This is a genomic window from Paraburkholderia sp. GAS41 (genome assembly GCF_050436545.1).
GTDB lineage: Bacteria > Pseudomonadota > Gammaproteobacteria > Burkholderiales > Burkholderiaceae > Paraburkholderia.
In genome coordinates this window covers 1-15,871 of record NZ_JBNDMK010000038.1, presented here as the reverse complement: position 1 = coordinate 15,871, position 15,871 = coordinate 1, and the positions used below count along the sequence as shown (strand labels likewise).

The window sequence follows — 15,871 nt, the reverse complement described above, 5'->3', positions numbered from 1 at the left end:
TGACCACACGAAAATGCAGTGCACAAAAGGAGACAGCCGTGGCGCCCCCAGCGGTTCCTCGCCGACGCAAACGCACAGCCCGGTTCATCGAGATCGCAGAGCTTGCTGGCGTCAGTGCATCGACCGTCGACCGTGTTCTGAATGAACGTGGCAGCGTCTCGGCTGCCGCGCGCGAGCGCGTTGTTGCGGCCGCTCGGGAACTGGCGCTGCCGCGGCTGTTACCGGAGACACGGCACGGGCTTATCCACGTCGACGTGCTCCTGCCCGAGAGTGATGCTCCCTTCTTCAAACGTTTAAATCAGGCACTGCAACGCGCCACGCAGATGCTTGATCGGCGCGTGGTCGTACACCGCACGTCGCTTCCGGCAGCCGACGACAACAGGATTACCGCTGCCATCGCGCAGCCGCGTTACCGCCGCGCTGGACTGATCGTGACGACCCATGACACGGCGCAAGTACGTGACGCGCTGAGGGCGGCTATCGAGCACGGCGAGGCGGTCGTCACGATGGTGACAGACGTCTCCGATATTGGACGGCTTGAATACGCGGGCATCGATAACCTGCGCGCTGGCCGCACGGCGGGCTATTACATCGGTCGACTCTCGACTCGGCCGGGACGCGTGCTTCTGCTGGGCGGTCGCATGGATTACCGGGCACACGTCGATCGCATTGGTGGCTGTCGTGCGCAACTCACCGAAAGATTTTCCCACATGACCTGCCAGCAGGACCCGATTGAGACGCAGGACGAAGACGACCGGTGCTATCAAGCTGTGGCTACGGCGCTCAAACAAGGCGGACTCAGCGCGATCTACAACAGCGGCTACGGCTCAACTGGCGTCGAAGCGGCATTGCGCAAGTTCGGGGCAGCGCACGAGGTAGTGTGGGTTGGCCATGAGATGCTTGATCTGCATCGCGATTACATCGACGCGGGCATCATGGATATCGTCATTGACCAAGACCCTGACGGACAGGTCATCGCGGCTCTTCAGCGCATCCTCCATGCCTGCGGTGTCGTCGATACAGCGCCGCGAGCGGAGCCGGTCGAGTTTCGAGTGTATTGCTCGGCCAACGTAAGACACAGTCCTTACCTGGGTGAATGAAGCGGAGTGTCGATTGGTCGGTCGAGCGAGGCGCCCAGGAGGCCATCGCAAGATGGTTACAGGTACGAAAAAAAGCCGATATGGACACAAGGTCCATATCGCCCACGAACCCTACTTTGCGTGGGAAGAAGCTGGCGGGTGGAGTCGCCAGCGGATCAAACCCTTGTCATCAGACTACTCGCACAATTCCCGGCTTGGTTCTGGAACGACGTCGCTCCCGAGCGAAGCGAATGCACGCGATCCCGGTGATGCCATTCGCTTAATAGACAACCACCGAGCGGATCGATTCGCCCTTCTTCATTAGATCGAAGCCTTCATTGATGCGCTCGAGCGGCAAATGGTGCGTGATCAGGTCATCGATATTGATCTTGCCTTCCATGTACCAGTCGACAATCTTCGGCACATCGGTGCGCCCACGTGCACCACCGAACGCCGAGCCTTTCCACTCGCGCCCCGTGACCAGTTGGAACGGCCGTGTGCTGATCTCTTCGCCCGCTGCCGCGACGCCGATGATGAACGACTGGCCCCAGCCCTTGTGCGTGCATTCCAGCGCCTGACGCATCACCTTCGTATTGCCGATACATTCGAACGAATAGTCCGCGCCGCCATCGGTCAATTGCACGATGTGATCGACTACATTCGGCACGTCGTTCGGGTTGATGAAGTGCGTCATGCCGAACTTCTTCGCCAGTTCAACGCGACGCGGGTTGATGTCGACGCCGATGATCTTATCGGCCCCAACCATCTTCGCGCCCTGGATCACGTTCAAGCCAATGCCGCCCAGCCCGAACACCACCACGTTCGCACCGGCTTCGACCTTCGCGGAATACACGACTGCGCCCACGCCCGTCGTCACGCCGCAGCCGATACAGCAAATCTTGTCGAAAGGCGCGTCTTCACGCACCTTCGCCACCGCGATTTCCGGCACCACGATGTAGTTCGAAAACGTCGACGTTCCCATGTAATGGAACAACGGCTTGCCGCCGATGGAAAAGCGCGACGTGGCATCCGGCATCAGGCCACGGCCTTGCGTCGAACGGATGGCCTGGCACAGATTGGTCTTGCGCGACAGGCAGAACTTGCACTGCCGGCATTCGGGCGTATAGAGCGGAATGACATGATCGCCCTTTTTCAATGTACCCACGCCCGGGCCGACATCGACCACAATACCGGCGCCCTCATGCCCGAGAATCGCGGGGAAAATGCCCTCCGGATCAGCACCCGAGAGCGTGTAGTAATCGGTGTGACAGATGCCCGTCGCCTTCACTTCGATCAGCACTTCACCGGCGCGCGGCCCTGCGAGATCGACTTCCTCGATCGTCAATGGCTTGCCCGCTTCCCATGCGATGGCGGCTTTTGTTTTCACCTTGCTGTCCTCTGGTCATGCGTTCGTTGTTGAGATGCTGCGCTACCCGGTTGCACGTCTCGCCAGACCTCCCGGATCCAGTCTCGCAAAAGCAGCGACTCGGCCCACCGGTCCGTCGTGTCGTTGCCGTCGCGGCCGATGATCGCGTACGGCTTAGGCCCGAGCTCGCAGGTGAAGGCGAGCGTATCGTCTGGGCCGGCCCGTTTGCGCCACGACGCGAATCCGTAGCGCCACCACTCGAGGAACAGGTCGACCCACATGCGATGCGGTCCGAAGGAAAGCTCGATCTGCGCCTGCTCGCGGCTCGCTACGCGTCCGTGAAACGCCCACGAATGATCGAGAATGCGATGCATCAGGGCGTGGTTCTCGTCCGATACTGGCCAGGCGAATTCGCGACCGACGAGATAATGCGAGATGTCTCCGAGCAGCTTCATATCCGGCCGTGCTTCGAGCAGATCGAGCGTGAAGAACAAATCGGTCGTCATCCGGTCGCGATGGGTTTCGATGTACACCGGAAAGTCGACCTGCTCCGCAAGCCGCTGCCAGCCATCGATCAGCGCGACGCATTCGCGAACCGTGCGAGGCCGCACATCGGGTTGCAGATCGATGTGATGCACGCCGAACTCGACCGCATTTTCCAGCACCGGCTGTAGCTCGTCGATCGTGCTTGGAAAGCATTGGCCTTCCGCACCGAGTCCGTGGTCGGCACGCAACCTCGTCAGCCTCTCGACGAACGCGCGGTCCATGTAGTGCGCGCTCACGCCGTCGAACCCCGCGTCGGCAATCATTTGCACGTTGTCTTCCAAGGAGCGTTCGTGGCTATCAGAATGCCGACGCTCCATCGCCCACAACGATTGATACACAACCAGGCTCTGGCTCACGGCGCCTCCGTGACCGGCAGCGCGCAGATCGTGACACGATCGGTGGGCATCCACGGCTCGACTCTTTCGATCGGATGATTCGGGTTCACGGTCGGCTCCATACGAGGGTCACCGGTAACGTCCCGCCATCGACGATACCTGCTCGATGTTTTGCGGCGTGATGAAGCCCGGCCCGGAACTAATGTTGCGCGCCTCGTAGACGGGCTTAAGTCCGTAGTCCTTGAGCACCTTGGCGACCTTCGGATCCTTCTCGAGCTCGGCGCGGGCCTGCGCGACATCCGTGTTGTGATTCTTGTGCATGATCGCCAGCATCGCGACGGGGATGTAGCCTTGCAGGTACGGCTGCTGATCGGTACAGAACTTGATAGTGCCGTCCTTGATCGCCTTGGCGACGTCCGAATCGATGTCAAACGTCGCGAACCAGATCTTGCCCGCCAGACCCAGCTTGGTCACTGTGCGAATGGTCGGATCCGCGGAAGTCGGCCCCAGTGTCAGGACGGCCTGCGTGTTCGGGTGAGAGCGCAGATAGGCGCTCACCTTCGCTTCTATATTGGTTGGATCCGTGCCCACATCGAGCACCGACGTCTTCGTATCCGCGCCGATTGCCTCGGCAAATCCGCGGCAACGCTCGAACGAAAGCGGATTGGTTGCGTAGTGATTCACGCAGACAAAGGTCTTGATGCCGTCGGCCTTGGCGCGCAGTCCCGCTTCCTTGCCCGCCAGATATTCGGGCTGTCCCACGTGCATCAATGCACCAAGGTCAGCGCTCTGCTGTTCAGTTCCCGTGTTGGACGTGATGAACGGTATGTGCTTCGCCTTGAGCTTCGAGACGGAGCCTTTGAGCAGGTCGAAGTCCGCTATCGTCATGACCACGCCGTCGTAATTGCGCGCGGCTGCCTGATCGACTAACCGGACCATATCGGCGATATCGCCGTTCGGCGGATTGCGATAATCGGTCTGGACGTTGAAATCTTCGTCGGCCTGCTTTATGCCGTTCTTGACCGTGTTCCACCATGCGTCGGAGTCGGGCGCGTGGGTGATGAAATCAAAGTGGGCAACAGGTTCTGCGTAGACGCCCGTGCACAGGCCCAGGCTCAAGACTGCGGCGGTTAGGCGAAGCACCTTTCCGATCGGGGATTTCATGGCTGTCTCCTTGTTTATTTGTGGTCTGTTTGCCGATGTCGCGAGGCCAAATACAGATGTCGTGCAACCGGCCGTGGTCGCTTTGCCCCGGTGTCGGGGCGCCGCGTTCAATCGCCCGGCAAACCGATGAAGACTTTACCGTCTTCGGTTTTTACCGGGTGTGTAACGAGGTTGATGCAAACAGGTGCCCCTTTAGCGGCGCCCGTGGGAATGTGAAAACGCCCCATGTGCATCGGACACTCGACGACCTCTCCAAACACTAGGCCCTCGGTAAGGCGCGCCGTTTCATGGGTACAAAGACCGGCCGACGCGTAAAAGCCGCTCGGCGTGTGATAGACCGCATATAGCTTGCCGTCGTGCTTGAACTCGATGACGTCTTCTTCGTCGATGTCATCGCAAGCGCAAACGTAATGCCATTGGAGGATGTTCATCGCGCGTCTCTTTGCGGTTAGCGTGCTTGTGCCGGACACGGCGTATCGCCGGTTCGCTCTGCCGCGGCGGCCACCGATTTCCCGGGTACGAGCGGGGTCACCATGTAGTCGGGATCACGCCGCTGCATCCTGAAGACGTACAGAATTTCGCCCCATGTGCTTAACAGACCGTCATAGGCAGGTGCCAGATCCGCTTCGATCGCCTTACGCAGCTGCGGTAGCGCGTGAAACGGCACATTCGGGAACATGTGGTGCTCGACGTGATAATTCATGTTCCAGTAGAGGAACTGCAGGACGGGGTTCAGCTTGATGGTGCGCGTGGAGTAGCGGTGGTCGAGCTCGTTTTCACGCAGCCCGGTGTGCTGGGTAATCGCCAGCAATTCATGTAGCCATGCACCGTAGGCACGCGGTAACAGGAGGAACACGACCGGCAACCAGCTGTGAGCGACAATCGCCCAAGCGGCCACGCCAACGTATAACGTCAAAATCACACGCGAGTTCCTGCACATCTCCCGGTATTCGGAAGCAGGAACCACGGCTTTCGCACTCGTCGAAATGATGCCGAAGCTATGCCGGACAATGTTGCCCAGATGATGGATGCCGTGCGAAACGCGCAGAAAATCGGTGGCGAGCTTCAGGTAGTTAGGCGGACGCTTGACGGCGATTTCAACGTCCGATGGTACGGTGGCCGTCAGGTGCGTGTATGTGTGATGTTGCGCGTGGGACCAGCGGCTGTAGATCTGCTCGCGCCACGTCATGAAGCAGATCAACCAATGTACCGACGCGTTGAGCCATTCGCTTTTGAATGGCGTGCGATGGCGCAACTCGTGTTCCATTGCTTCGGCAAATGCATAGAGCGTCCCGTAAAGCAGGAACGCCGGTACGCACCAGAGCGTGCCGAGCGAAAACCATGCGAGCACGCCGCTTCCCACTACCAATCCCATGAAGCCGCCGAAGTGCAGGAGCGCGTCCCGGTCGTTGCGACGCGTGACTTCTTTGAGCACCTTTCTGTCGAGTCGGCATTTATACCAGTCGTCCATGGTTATCACTTTCGCGTTGTCTTGCTGTACCGACATGAGTTGCACCCCAGTGCTTGAAGTTTGACCGTGCGATGGATCACCTGAAGCATTGATCATCGATGAATGCATTTAAGACTCTTAATGAGCACGAGTCAAAGATTTAAATGCCTCATTTTGAGGTATATCGGGTATTCCATGAGGTTTCGGTTGCTTTTCAGATTGAGTCTGAATGAGAAAATCCTCGATAGTCTCAGATTGAGGCAAAATGATGCCTGCGCGGACGCCTTGGTCCGCACGATGGTCTGGAGACACATGCGATGAAAGGCAAGCCGACGCTTAAGCAATTGATGGAGGCCACGCAGCTCAGCCGCGCGACGATCGATCGCGCACTCAACGATCGGCCTGGTGTGCATCCACGTACGCGAACCGCAGTTGAAGCAGCGTTGAGGCAACTGAGCCCGGATTCCCCGGTCCGGTCTTCGGGCCGCGCGAGGCGAAGTACGTTTGAGTTCAGGCTGTTGGCCCAGGCGGGAGACGCATTCACCGACGAGTTAACGCGCACCGCGGCTGAACTCGAAGCAGAATTTTTCGCATCCGGGACGCGTCTCGAAATCGTAAGGTGCGTTGGAGTGTCCGATGACGAGGTCGCCGCCAGAGTTCGTGAGACGGCCGCCGAAGCCGACGGTATCGGCATCATCTGCACGAACACCGCAGCGACGACCGCGGCACTACGCGAATGCATGGCGGCAGGAAAGCCGGTCGTCACGCTGATTACTGACGTCGATGCCGATGCGCGGCACACGTATGTCGGGGTCAACAACCGGGCAGCCGGACAGTCAGCCGCCTTTCTCATGGGACGACATCTGCAGGCGCACACCTCCCCTGACGTGGCGGTGGTCGTCGCGACGTTTTCCTACACATGTCACGAGGATCGCGAGATTGGGTTTCGTGCACTGCTAAGGCAGCGATTCCCGAACGTGAATCTGGTTGAAGTGATCAAGGGCGCTGATTCCGGCGCCGCGACATACGAAGCAACCAAGCGCTTTCTGGACGAACACAAGAAGCTCGATGGTATTTACAATGTTGCGGGAGGAAACGAAGGCCTGGCGGCGGCGCTGCGTGAACACAATCTTACAGGCCGGACGATCTACGTCACTCACGAGGTCAACCGGATAACGGAACCGCTTTTGCGATCCGACGTGATTGACTATTTGCTGACACAGGATCTCCGGCTCCTGTTGCGTACGGCGGTCGAACATTTGAGGTCAGCGCGCGAAGGGAGGCCTCTTCTCGCGCAAGCGATTATCCCGATAGAGACGTATTCCCGCTTCTCGTTGTATTAGCGCGACCCGCTGGAAAGCTTAATGCTTTAGTCGCATACCCTTGACGGTCGTGCGATGCTGCTCCGATGAGGACATGCTTGTAGCGCACTGATCGCTGATTGTTGCGCCGATGAGAACACGTCGACAACTGGAGTCCGTCGTCTCTTGTCAGACGGGTAGCGGACATCCGAACGAATATGCCGAATGTCAGTAACTGGCCGGCAGTACGCGTTCACACAAACCACCGGAAAGCTGCCATTGAGGATTCCAACGTCCTCACGATGGAACGTTCATCGAGCTGGTGCTCTCGGCCAACTACGGCCGTTCGTCCATGCAGCCGCGCGGTCATTGGAAAGTCGGCTTGACCGCTGACAGCGGCCGTTCGTTGGAATTGTCGGCCTCGGCTAGCGATGACCGCAGCGGCTTATATTGGTGTCATGTTCAACGGTGCCGGAATGTCGAATAGCATAGTGCTGATGTGAATCTCGCGCCCAGGATCGGAGCTCTTGACAAAGACATAGCGACAGTCGCCGTCCGGTACGTGGCTCGCGGTTTTACGATACTCCGATCTTGCTATCATCACCTCGTGTATCTTCTGCCGTACCGCGGATGAGTCTTTGTTCCGGTTGAAGATGAGCAGAGCACATTTTGAATCCCGCCATGAAAGGTATCCTAGAAGCTGCTCAATTGCCTCGTTGAATCCTTTTTCGCCTCGCCAAAATTTGCACTCGGCAATGAAAATATTGCGGTTGTCGACACGGATCAAAACATCGGTCTTACCAGCCGCGTTGAAGGTCTCGCCGGTCGCTGTGCCGTCGTAGTGCCCGTTCAATTGCAGGAGAAAGTGTGTTCGAATCGCCTCCTCATCCAGCGACGCGAAGGCGTTAGGGTTTCGCTCAATGACGAGCGACATGCTCCGGATCACGCTGAGGATGTGTTCATATTCCTTTTGTTCGAGGGTGGGTTCTGGAGCGAATTTCGCGGTGGCCGCGGCAGGCCGACTCACAGGCGGCTTTCGGCGCACATCGGGCGCGACATACGTCATAGGCCTATCGCGCGGCTTCATCGGTATGCCCAATGCTGAAATTGCGCCGTTGGCGGTCTTTGCTTTGGCGATTTTCTGCGCCAAAACTGTACGAACAGAGTTCTCGACGCTGCGGTTATGGCCCATAACATCGTTGCGAATTTGGGCCGCCGCTTCGATCAACATTCTGATGTTGCTGTCTATCTGCTGCTTGATCTGCTGCGGGTTGGCTTGATCATCTCGGAAGGTCGAATAAAACGTTACTTCGGTATCTCCGACATTCAGTTCGGGATAAGGATGCATCGTAAACGTCGACGGTTGGTGGTGCCAAAGGTCGCGAGACCCAGTGTATGGCACCGAAATGGAAAGCTGCGTTCCCTTGGCGGACGTTTGCCGCGCGCCGGGAAAACCAAACTCGAAATCATTATGGACGGCCATATCTACACTGCGCGGCTCATCCATGTAATGGCCGTCCGAATCAAGCGTGAGAGGTTCCAAACGGTACTTAGACACGAAATAGTCCTCGAGCTCACTTGCTGACGCTTTGAGGACATAGTCGTTTTCCAGCGATTCAATCTCCTGTACGAGTTCGGCTTCTCGTTGGCGGAAGTAGTCATATGTCGATGCCGTGTTGAACGGCCGGCCCGTCGTGTGGTTTCTCACCCGTCCTCCCGTTGCCTCTATCGATAGCTCTATCGGTTCGCGCACTGAAATGCAGCGACAGTTTACTGGCAGCGACTGCGGATTTTGCCGCCCTTTTTACTTGCCAGATAGCGCCCATGGTAGCAGCACTTGTTTCGTGCGCGCCTCGTACGTACCTCACCGAATCGATGCCGACGTAATTCCCGAGCCGCAAAAGCAACGCGGTGTCCTCGTCTGGCGCGTCGGCGATCTCCGCCGTGCCCTCGCGTGAGGAGCGGCCCATGGCACTCGATCCCGCCGCGCTCTTGCTTGCTACAAAACACCACGCCAAGAAGACCGCACCGCCTCCGCTCTCCTCGTGGACCTTCGCTCCCCTCGCCAGCTTGCTCGCGAATCTGGGAAAACGTTCGGTGAAGGCCCCCGCGCTGCCCACCGCGGTCAGCCCCGGCTCGCGCACGGCGCGTGTCGCGCCCCCGAGCCAAAGCAGCCGCAGGGCTGCCATGCGCGCCGGTGCCCACGTCCGGAACGAGGCAGAAAACAGAGTCGCCGTGACCCGCGCTGTCGCCGCCCTCAGATCAACAAACGGCTGTCGCTGCAGTGAGCGCGCGCTGCGCGCGAATCATCGCCCACGGCATCAATCTTGGCCGCGTCGAGCAGGCCCGCGTATTCGTGTTCGACACCAGTTTCGACGTCGATACCGCTATCGCCAAGCTCGACGCGGCCTATGCCGTCGCTGCGGCACCACGCTCACCGACGCTCACCGAAAGGATGGTCGGGGGAAAGCGGCCTAGATGACCGAACTACTCTGCTACCTGCCGTTGGGTTGGTCGCAACGCGACCGTCGGCAACGGGTCGTTTTTTGCCGATCGCCTCGGCACCGATTTCCATCGGTCGGACACATCCGCAGCAGAGGCTCGGCTCAACGCAAAAAAAGCCGGCGAAAGCGCCGGCTGAGTGGTTCTGCATTGCGTCGAGGCAAGCGTGAACCGAGAGAAATTACAGTATGCAGTGCCCCTACTCGAGTCGAATGTGCGAATGCCTCATATTTTTGAGATCAATCCGCCGACGGCGTGTTGAATACTGAAACCCCATCAATTCTCTAACGCGCTCAAGGCACGATATAGCGCCTGCCGCGAGATACCCAGTGCGTTCGCCGCATGACTCTTGTTGCCATCGGCATCAACCAATGCCTGCCTGATCTCTTCGTCTGTCGGCCGACGCCGCGTCACGCGCTCCTGCAACGCAAACGTCGACAGGTACGCGTTTGCCTTGGTCACCCTGCTGTGACCTGCTGCTTCCACCACCCGCTTCATTGCCTCCTCGTGCAAGCTGGCATCCGGCCGCGGTCCGCTTCCCTTGATCGGTGCCGCTACGCCGGCGACACGCGCATACAGTTCCTGAAGATACTGGTGCCGCAGTCCGTGCCCCGTTACTCCCAGTCCTTTTTTTGTCACGCCGTGCTTCTTCATGACCGTCTTGTAACGGTCGACCCACTGAACGAGCGTATGCGACTGCGGAATCGTTGACCCGGTGAAGCCGTTTGAGAGCCGCGCTGCCTCTTCCAGAATCGCCAACTTCGCGTCGAACGGCACGTCCCGCTCGCGACCGCCTTTTGTCCCACGCATGATCCGCAACTGATCCGTATTGCGGACCGCCTCAAGCGGACGGAACAGAAAACTCTCTTCACGCCGCAATCCAAACGCTGCCTGCAACTTCAGTTGCACTGCGACATGCGGACAGGTCTGCGCAATTTCCGCGATCTTGTCCGATGCGCTGATTCCATGTGCTGCCCAGGACTTGTCTTCGGTGGCAATGTAAGACCGCTCCAGCCCATGTTCCTTGCGGTCCACGTAATTAGCGAGCGTTCCGACCAGGTTGCTCTTGCCCATCCACTGTGCGATCGCGCGGAGGTAGGTCAGCTTGTTCTCGATCGTGCCGCCGCTCTGCTCCCTGGCGACCCAATGCCGTACGAGATATTCAACGTGCTTCGCCTTTAGCGACCATGGCGTTTGCAGCGCGAAACCGCCATCGCGTAGCTCCGCGAACGCCTTGCACAGCGACGTTGCACGCCGCTCCTGCGTCTTGATCGACAGCGCCCGGTTGCTGATTCTCGTTGTGCTGTGAATTTCCGCGACGTGATCGTCAAACAGCCGAAGCAACTCTTCGCGGAAGGCCGGAGCTAACCCGTAACCGTTCACGATCGCGCGCACGTTCAATATCGCTGCCATCTTTATGCCCTGCTCGAAAGCCCTTCGTCACCCTTTGGCACCGGAACCGGAACTCACGACGCGCCTACCACGCATCGCACTTCGAACCTTGCTCCCCGCCTGCCTCTCGCCGCGCTTGCGGCTTCGCCTTTAATCCCGGCGCCGGGGTACTGCCTCTTCCTGTCCTTTAGCGATTCCATCCGATCAGCCCGTTGCATGGGAAGTGCATGCAGTCCGACTGTCCAACCTGCTGTGCCAGCGTCCACCGTCGCATTGCGACCGCTGGAAGCGCTGCGCGCAAACTCGCGCCGCACAGCTTTGCGGCTACCCTGCCAGCCCCGACGTCCGTGGACGTTAGAGTCAGCCTCGCCTGCGGCGAAACCGACCCCGGGCTATCTGCCGGGCAATTCCTGTTGCGCATTCTGGTTACGGCTGCGCCTACCGTTTGTCTTCCGTTCAGGGAATCGCGGCACCGGCTACCTCCCGGTTCGCAGGACTTCCCCCGCCCCAAAGCACATTCATGTCGGCCGCGGTGTATCGGGCTTCCTGAATGCACCCAGCTTCGTGTGCTGAAGGGACGCGTACATACGCGATGAGTGCCGTGTGAAGTGTCCGGTGTCCGGTTCCCCCTTGTCCTCATCGCGTGTCATTGCGACAAACGTCGCCAATCGTATGGATATCGCGGTGTCCACGCACCCTCAGTGTGGCTCGGTGGGGACTTGATCGGATTCAGAAAAAGGCCGCATCAGTGTGCGGCCTGGACAGTTACTGCGAGATGCCCGTTGCGGGCTGAGGAAAATGGGCGCACGAAGGCCGTGTGCTCAGTTCGATGCGTCGGTGACGCGGTAGGTAAATAGAAGAATAGAACCTGAGCCGCTCAATCACAGAACCAAAAGCTGGATATAACCCGCCTGCTTTCGTGACTTGACTTCGCATTTGGCCCGATAGACTGAATACCAGGCATAACTGACAGATAAGTGTCAGTTATCCAATGAAACCCCGGTGCGGTTCGGCAAACTGTCAGATAAGTATCAGTTTTCTGTCACTTCGCCGGGGGCGCGCCACACCATCGACCGAATCTGACACTTAAGTGTCAGATATCTGTCACTTTCTCGCGCACTACCCGTCGCGACACCAGGAGCTACCTTGAAAGTTTCCGTCTTTGCAGTTGATGTCGGCTACGGCAATACAAAATACGCGCTGCGTGCGGCAAGCGGCAGTATCGCCACCGGCATGTTTCCTTCTCTCGCACCACTCGCGGCAAGTCGCGCACTTTCGGGGTACGGCGATAGCGTGCTGGTCTCCCGCAAGGTCGCAAAGGTCGTGATCGATCAGGTCGAGTATGAGGTCGGCCCTGACGTGTCTCTTACCGCCGCCTATGGCAACACCGGCCGTGCGCTCTCGAATGATTTCGTCCTCTCGGACAATTACGCGGCGCTACTCGCGGGCGCAATGCACTTCGCCGGCGTCACGCACGTCGAACGTCTAATCCTCGGTTTGCCCGTGCACAACATGAAAAAATATGCCGGAGCCTTGCGCGATCGCTTCACAGGCATGCTGGACTATGGATCGGGCCGTGTGAACATCGAGAAGGTTGTTGTGATTCCGCAGCCGCTCGGCTCGCTCGTATCGGCATCAAGCCACCGGCAGGCGGAATTCGGCAAGGACAGCGCTCACCTCGTGGTGGACGTCGGCTACTTCACGACTGACTGGGTGTACGCCAACGGTTTCACGATGGACGACAAGCGTAGCGACGGTATCCCGGGTGGCGCATCGCAGATCTACCAACGTATCGCTGAACTGATTTCGCGCGATCAGGACGAGCAGGTCGACGATATCGAGCGTATCGACAAGGCCCTACGCGAACGCAAACCGTTCTTCTTCTACGGCACCGACATTGACCTTGACCCGTATCTCGAGCAGTCACAACCGGTCGTGACGGGCGTAGTAAAAGAAATCCAGAACAACGTGGGCCAACTCACGGGTGTGCGATCAATCATCCTCTCCGGCGGTGGCGCAGCACTCTATGCCCCGGCGATCCGCAAGGCATTTCCGCGCGTCACACTTGAAGTGGTCAAGGCCCCCTGCTTTGCGAACTCCGAGGGCTTCCTGATCGTCGGCGAGGCAGGGATCACTCGCGAACGCGCAGCAGCACGGGCATGAGCGAAAAGTTTGACATGAAGGTGGTCATTGACGCGGTGACCACCCCGCTTCTACACGCAAGGCTAAGCACCGCGCGCTCGTACCGCGAGCGCGCGGCGGTTTTGCGTTCGCTGGCAGAGTCCGCCCTCAGAGGCACCCCTGCCGCACTGCCCGCGTACCCGGAGCCCGCTGTAGCCAGTCATTCTGAGACGGCAGCCCAACATTTCACCGGTGCAACGGAGACAAGGATTGAACCCGTCGCTGTCCCACTGACATCCATGCCGTCGCCGGAACCCTTCTCCGGTGGCAACGAGGGGCACGACGTCGCCGCGCTTGTAGACCAGTTCGCCAGCTTTCTCGACGCGGCTGCTTGACTTCGCCCACAGCCTGGCATGATAGGAACCAAGTACCGGTGCATCTGAATGCCTGTTGCACCGGTGAAATAACCCGATACCGGAGCATCGTCATCATGAACACCTACCAGACCGTTATGTCCCTGTTCCATCATGGTTCGCTCGAAGAAGCCCGCACCTGGCTGTGCCTCGCGACGTTCGCCGCATCCGGCATGGCGGGCTGGTACGCACTTGAACCGCTGCAAGCTGTCATCCGCAAGCTTGAGGAAATGCAATGAACACCATTCGATGCATTGACGGTTGGATCGACTCATTCATGAGGCTGTCGCTGGTCACCAGACGAGTACTTACGACGATTCTGTGCGTCGTGCTCCTGTGCCTTTGCGGCCCACTTGGCGCAGCAGGTTACGACAAGCTGGTGGACTATGTCTCCTTTATCGCCGCCGCTGGTCTGTGCTGGTCGACCGGCTTCTGGTACGTCCTGCGCGGCGCGCTCATTCTGCTGGCCTGGTGGTTGCGCATCTTCCGGTGAGGTTGCAGATCGTACGGGCGAAAAAAAACGACTCCCAGAATTGGGAGCCGTTTTCGTTAATGGGATGGGTGGTGGTCAATGCAGCTTCCTCGACGCCTCGATCGCGAGGCGAGCGGCGCAAAAATCCCAGGCCGCCTCGAAGGGTTGGTCGCGACAAAGATACGTCGTGTCGTCGCAACCGCGCCGGTCGATCACATCGTAGGCCACGGCTTTCGATTTGACCGCAGGCTGACGGCCGTCGGCCTCGCCTGTCGTTTCAACGATTGCAAAGTTTCCCACCAGTACACGGAATGAGCTCATTTTCGTTTCCAGAGAAATGCGCCCGACGAGTCTTCCCCGGCGGGGATGATCCCCACCGGGCAGGATATAGAGATGCCGGCAAAGCGCCGGCTGGTTTCAGAGTGTTGCGGCGAGCATCGCACCCGAGTGCGAAACAGGCGGTACATGCACTGCGCTTCGTGACGCGGCGTACTGCACCCACTCATCGGCGAAGTCGGTACCGCGAAGCTTCGGACGATGAATGATGGCGGTGTACCCTTCTGCGCGCAGTCGCTTTGCCAGCTCGACGCCGGCGGCAACGCCCGGCGACTTGTTGGTCTTCGGATCAACCTTGTCGAAGTCCACGAAGATGTGCACCACGCGGATGCCCAAACCTTCGGGAACGACGAATTGCCTGAGAAGATTGCAGTTCAGGCAATTCCAGACCGGCACACCGGAAAGCATGTGCGCGCCGTAGGCTGTTTCGAGCCCCTCTGCGACACCGATCTCACCGTCGACCGGATCCATCAGTCGCACCGCACCTCCCGCGAGAGGGTTGAGCGTCATGTCATTGAGCTTGGAATCGAGAATCTCGCCATCCGCGGAGACGATCTGCGCCTTGGCAGGCGCTGAACGTTCGAGGTATGTACGATGCAAGGTCCCAAGTCGACCGTCAGGCAACTCAAAGCGCGCAAGGATGCCAGGCCAGGTGCCGATCACTTTCTTCTCGTGACGATACTCGAGCATGCCGAGACGCAGCGCCTGAGGTGCAGGCGCAGTCAGGCCCGGAATACGGGTCCGCAAATACCGCATCAGGAGATCGCCAGTCGCAGATGGCTTCGCGCGATCCCACATCGACGTCAAGCGCTTCTCAACGAAAGCAGGATCGGCCTTTCGTTTAACACCTGGCGCCGGTGACGCATGTGCCAGAGTACGCGCGTCGTTGCGTGCCGCATCCAGCGAGCCGCCGCTGAGCTCGTGCATCAGTTCGATAAAGGTAATTCCAGAAAACCGGCAGATGAGGTCAAATCCATCTCCCGCTTTTGGGTTGCCATCGTCGCAGTGGCGGCAAATCCAGTCACCGCGGCCGCGCCTGTTGTCATAGGTGAAACGGTCGGTGCCGCTGCACATGGGACACGGTGTAGCCTTACCCGTTAGCGCGCTCGCCGGCACTCCGTACTTCAGGAGCAGCGAGACCCACTGTTCGGGTGTGAGCTTCAGGTCCTTCACATTCATGGGTCACTCTCCTTTGTGGAAGTGGGTTGAGGTCGATGCCTGAGTCAGGCGTGAAAACGCGTGCTCAAAAAAGCCGTCCGGGCCCAGTCGGTCGGGCAGCTTTTTTCAGCAGGTTGGAACCAGGTGAAAGACCGCGCGGTGCGCGTGCGAGAAATCGCTGCACGACACACCCGAGGGTGTGCCGCGACAACGGAGAAGAAAACAAGGTGAGAGGA

General features: G+C 59.0%; 16 protein-coding genes. 7 read left to right on the top strand and 9 right to left on the bottom strand.

The genetic code is table 11. The annotated features are described in order from the left end of the window. Positions 1–38 precede the first annotated feature (38 nt). A complete protein-coding gene (locus P3T43_RS32915) occupies positions 39–1,100 on the top strand; it encodes a LacI family DNA-binding transcriptional regulator (protein WP_429285178.1) in 1,062 nt (353 codons plus the stop codon). Positions 1,101–1,359: 259 nt separating this feature from the next. Here the strand turns inward: P3T43_RS32915 and P3T43_RS32910 are convergent, their stop codons facing one another. The 5 genes from P3T43_RS32910 to P3T43_RS32890 form a co-directional block, all read right to left on the bottom strand. Then, positions 1,360–2,466: an S-(hydroxymethyl)glutathione dehydrogenase/class III alcohol dehydrogenase gene (locus P3T43_RS32910; protein ID WP_429285177.1), complete on the bottom strand. Its 1,107-nt coding sequence runs from the start codon at positions 2,464–2,466 to the stop codon at positions 1,360–1,362. Next, complete coding sequence (locus P3T43_RS32905; RefSeq protein WP_429285176.1) at positions 2,463–3,347, bottom strand: sugar phosphate isomerase/epimerase family protein; 885 nt, start codon at positions 3,345–3,347, stop codon at positions 2,463–2,465. Before P3T43_RS32905 ends, P3T43_RS32910 begins: the two co-directional genes overlap by 4 nt. Positions 3,348–3,455: 108 nt before the next feature. After that, positions 3,456–4,490, bottom strand: coding sequence for a sugar ABC transporter substrate-binding protein (locus P3T43_RS32900; RefSeq protein ID WP_429285175.1), 1,035 nt, complete (start codon positions 4,488–4,490; stop codon positions 3,456–3,458). Positions 4,491–4,597: 107 nt separating this feature from the next. After that, positions 4,598–4,921 carry a non-heme iron oxygenase ferredoxin subunit gene (locus P3T43_RS32895; RefSeq protein WP_429285174.1) on the bottom strand — a complete coding sequence of 108 codons (324 nt, stop codon included), beginning with the start codon at positions 4,919–4,921 and terminating at the stop codon, positions 4,598–4,600. Between the two features lie 17 nt (positions 4,922–4,938). Then, the gene (locus tag P3T43_RS32890) at positions 4,939–5,997 is read right to left on the bottom strand and encodes a fatty acid desaturase (protein ID WP_429285173.1); all 1,059 of its coding nucleotides are present in this window, start codon (positions 5,995–5,997) and stop codon (positions 4,939–4,941) included. A gap of 260 nt (positions 5,998–6,257) precedes the next feature. On the opposite strand from P3T43_RS32890, the gene P3T43_RS32885 reads away from it, so the two are divergent. Further along, a complete protein-coding gene (locus P3T43_RS32885; protein ID WP_429285172.1) occupies positions 6,258–7,283 on the top strand; it encodes a LacI family DNA-binding transcriptional regulator in 1,026 nt (341 codons plus the stop codon). A gap of 403 nt (positions 7,284–7,686) precedes the next feature. Here the strand turns inward: P3T43_RS32885 and P3T43_RS32880 are convergent, their stop codons facing one another. After that, the gene (locus P3T43_RS32880) at positions 7,687–8,949 is read right to left on the bottom strand and encodes a hypothetical protein (protein WP_429285171.1); all 1,263 of its coding nucleotides are present in this window, start codon (positions 8,947–8,949) and stop codon (positions 7,687–7,689) included. A gap of 576 nt (positions 8,950–9,525) precedes the next feature. Here P3T43_RS32880 and P3T43_RS32875 point away from each other — a divergent pair. Continuing rightward, positions 9,526–9,723, top strand: a complete 198-nt coding sequence (locus P3T43_RS32875; protein WP_429285170.1) for a hypothetical protein — start codon at positions 9,526–9,528, stop codon at positions 9,721–9,723. 296 nt (positions 9,724–10,019) lie between these two features. Here P3T43_RS32875 and P3T43_RS32870 read toward each other — a convergent pair whose 3' ends face one another. Further along, positions 10,020–11,156: an integrase domain-containing protein gene (locus P3T43_RS32870; RefSeq protein ID WP_429285169.1), complete on the bottom strand. Its 1,137-nt coding sequence runs from the start codon at positions 11,154–11,156 to the stop codon at positions 10,020–10,022. Positions 11,157–12,281: 1,125 nt separating this feature from the next. On the opposite strand from P3T43_RS32870, the gene P3T43_RS32865 reads away from it, so the two are divergent. From P3T43_RS32865 to P3T43_RS32850, 4 genes are all read left to right on the top strand, one after another. After that, the gene (locus P3T43_RS32865) at positions 12,282–13,298 is read left to right on the top strand and encodes a PRTRC system protein D (protein WP_429285168.1); all 1,017 of its coding nucleotides are present in this window, start codon (positions 12,282–12,284) and stop codon (positions 13,296–13,298) included. Then, a complete protein-coding gene (locus P3T43_RS32860) occupies positions 13,295–13,651 on the top strand; it encodes a hypothetical protein (protein WP_429285167.1) in 357 nt (118 codons plus the stop codon). The genes P3T43_RS32865 and P3T43_RS32860 overlap by 4 nt, the downstream gene beginning before the upstream one ends. Positions 13,652–13,746: 95 nt before the next feature. Beyond that, positions 13,747–13,908, top strand: coding sequence for a hypothetical protein (locus P3T43_RS32855; protein WP_429285166.1), 162 nt, complete (start codon positions 13,747–13,749; stop codon positions 13,906–13,908). Then, entirely contained in the window at positions 13,905–14,162 is a 258-nt protein-coding gene (locus tag P3T43_RS32850) for a hypothetical protein (protein WP_429285165.1), read from the top strand. The genes P3T43_RS32855 and P3T43_RS32850 overlap by 4 nt, the downstream gene beginning before the upstream one ends. 75 nt (positions 14,163–14,237) lie before the next feature. Here the strand turns inward: P3T43_RS32850 and P3T43_RS32845 are convergent, their stop codons facing one another. Then, complete coding sequence (locus tag P3T43_RS32845) at positions 14,238–14,462, bottom strand: hypothetical protein (RefSeq protein WP_429285164.1); 225 nt, start codon at positions 14,460–14,462, stop codon at positions 14,238–14,240. 96 nt (positions 14,463–14,558) lie between these two features. Further along, a complete protein-coding gene (locus P3T43_RS32840) occupies positions 14,559–15,656 on the bottom strand; it encodes a DUF7146 domain-containing protein (protein WP_429285163.1) in 1,098 nt (365 codons plus the stop codon). Positions 15,657–15,871: the final 215 nt, after the last annotated feature.